General features: G+C 51.1%; 2 protein-coding genes and 1 pseudogene. 2 read left to right on the forward strand and 1 reads right to left on the reverse strand.

All coding sequences use genetic code 11. The features are described from left to right. Together ACJTMZ_RS22225 and ACJTMZ_RS22230 are read left to right on the forward strand one after the other, a co-directional pair. Positions 1-806 (forward strand): annotated as a pseudogene (locus tag ACJTMZ_RS22225) (phage tail protein); the annotation flags it as partial. Positions 807-814: 8 nt separating this feature from the next. Next, positions 815-1,645 (forward strand): tail fiber domain-containing protein, encoded by an 831-nt coding sequence (locus ACJTMZ_RS22230; RefSeq protein ID WP_154819566.1) that lies wholly within the window; start codon positions 815-817, stop codon positions 1,643-1,645. On the opposite strand, the gene ACJTMZ_RS22235 is transcribed toward ACJTMZ_RS22230, so the two are convergent. Further along, positions 1,642-2,283, reverse strand: coding sequence for a hypothetical protein (locus tag ACJTMZ_RS22235; RefSeq protein ID WP_408626981.1), 642 nt, complete (start codon positions 2,281-2,283; stop codon positions 1,642-1,644). The two genes, ACJTMZ_RS22230 and ACJTMZ_RS22235, sit on opposite strands and share 4 nt — an antisense overlap. Positions 2,284-2,615 lie beyond the last annotated feature (332 nt).

Raw genomic sequence — 2,615 nt, forward strand, 5'->3', positions numbered from 1 at the left:
TCGGTTTAGGAAGTAGCGCGACGAGGAACGCATACAGCTCGTATGGAGATATGCTTTCAGTTGGGGATTTTGGACTTGGCGGAGCCCCATCAAATATTCCTGATGGGTATAGTGTTAGGGACTTCTTCAATCAAAGCACCGCAACTCAGTTCTATAGTTCCGGAAGCGCGGTTAAAGATACAGTAACTTCAAGTGGTTGGCGTGACTATTTGAAGATTGAGCATGGTACCACTGGAAATTACAAAACGGTTCTTGAAATCAGCAATATTGGCGTCTTTGGAATGCACGTCAAGACTGGTCCTGGCGCCTGGGTTGGCAGCGTGATGTATGGAACAGCAAATACAACCAGGGCAAGTGACGGAACACTCAAGGCTGCTTCTCCGGTAATCAAAGTATTCTCTGATGGCTCATACCAGACTAACGACGAATCAGAAGGCTGCACTGTAACTCGTCTGGCCACAGGCCAGTATCTGATTGAAGGATGCCAGGGACTGAACTCAGATGCTGCCTGGGGCGGGATTGATGGTGGTTTTGACATCCCCAACGATCGCAACAAGCAGCCGCTTATCTGGCTGGATTATGAGGTTAGCGCCGATGGCTCTGTGCTGGTGAAAACCTATCACCGTACTCACCCTGATGCACCAGCGTTCGCCAGGAACGAACTGGAAGGCGTGGGTGATGGTGATCCGGTCGACATCCCCCGTGACCAGTTTGTGTCCGTGCGCGTCGAAATGCCTGCTGATTCTTTATACAACCAAAAACTCAGAGCAGCAGAGCTGGCCATGACTGCCGATGCGGGTGAATAAAGGTCGGTTTGGGAGACAGCGCCACCCCCAACTTCGGAAGCCTCGAAATTGGTGCCAAAAAACCTTCTTCTGCAAGCTTTGTGGATTTCCATTTCCTTGGTACTAACGACTATGACGCGCGCATACTGTGCGGCGGTAATTCTAATGGTGCTATGGGGAAAGGAGACTTCACATTTTACGCTGGGAAATACGTTTTCATCGGTGATAGCTTTGAGTTTCGTAATCCTATTACCTGTCAGAATAGCATCAGCGCATCTGCAAAAATTGCGACTACTTCTGATATGGAATGCAAAACTAAAATCGCTGTTTTGGCCCCAGCTGACAATCAAAATGCTCATGTGTGGTTTTATGGTACAGGTGGGGCGTCCAGAGGAGTAATCTATTCCAGCCAAACAGGGATTATTCAGATCCGCCCTGACAATAATGATAACGGCGGCTCCAATGGATACTCTTTTGCATTTGGGGCTGATGGTAAGTTTACCTGCGTCACGATGAATCAGACCTCAGATGAGCGGGTTAAATTCGACAAAGAGCCCGTCAGCGCGGCTCTGGATAAGATATGTTCCCTGACGGGCTTCACCTTCGGAATTCAGCTCACAGAATCGGAGTCGGTACGCAGCGCAGGCATCATCGCCCAGGATCTGGAAAAGGTTCTGCCCGTTGCTGTAAGTTCTGGCGGAACTGGCACTACGCCAGCAGGAGAGGAAATTAACGATCTTAAAACGGTGGACTACAGTGCCATGAGCGCCCTGTATGTTGAGGCCATTAAGGAGCTGGCCGAACGGTTAAACCTCATCGAAAAAGAACTGGCCGACCTTCGCGGTGCGACAGTTGTCTAACTCTCTTCATCACTTTGCAGACGCTGCTGTGAACGTTTGAAAACTGAATCTGTCGGCATATCCAGGCGAACATCGATCCAGCTACTCACCGGCACGTCCATCGGTTCTCCTTTCGTTTTGACGATCTCCCCCCCATCGCTCAGCATGTATTTCTGCTTATACAAGCGGATAGTCAGTCCGCCGCTTTCAGTTTGCTCGGCTTCAACAACACCCAGCTCCCCCATGCCGCCAGGGTCCATTGGCGGCAGTAACTGCCATCCCTCAGACGCCAAGCCTGCCGAACCGGTGAGCACGTACACCCCAACATCGAGGCGGGAAAGGGTTATTCCCTCCGCCTCAGCGTTCGCCGTACCACAGCCGCACCAGACAAAGCCTGCTTCGTCGATATCAGTGCGCTGACATTCCTCCAGGCTTTTCACAATACGGGCAACTGGAGATGCAGCCTTAAGCGTACCGTCGCTGGATTTCGTGGTGTTCTGTGTCGAACAAAGGGTATGCGTAGTAGAAAAGCCAACGTTAGTTAGCCCGGAAACAGTCCCGTTTCCCTGACGATACTTGAGGCCCTGCGACGTAGAGGCTAACTGCCATGACGTGTAGCCGCCCCCTGTTGCATCATGCCATCCCCGCAGCGTTAACATGCCGGTATAAACATCTGCACCACTTCCACCTCCCCAGGCATTCGCCCCCAGTTGGATGCCGAAAGACATGCCTAGCGGGTATTGGGTAATCAAATCGTACGAAGCGAGTGACCTGTAATCGCGATGAACCTGAGCCATAACAGCAGCTCCGTTTATGTACGATGACACCGGGGCAAACTGGCTATCAACGTGTCGTGTAGCGCTGTTTCCCAAACCGACGTTTTATAGATTGCCCTGCGGCAGCCATGCCGATAACTTCACCTGATTTTTTTGCAGAAAATATTGGGTGAAAAATATGCAAATTGGCTACGTAAGGGTGTCAACAAATGACC

The organism is Enterobacter sp. DN, assembly GCF_046054285.1.
GTDB lineage: Bacteria > Pseudomonadota > Gammaproteobacteria > Enterobacterales > Enterobacteriaceae > Enterobacter > Enterobacter hormaechei_C.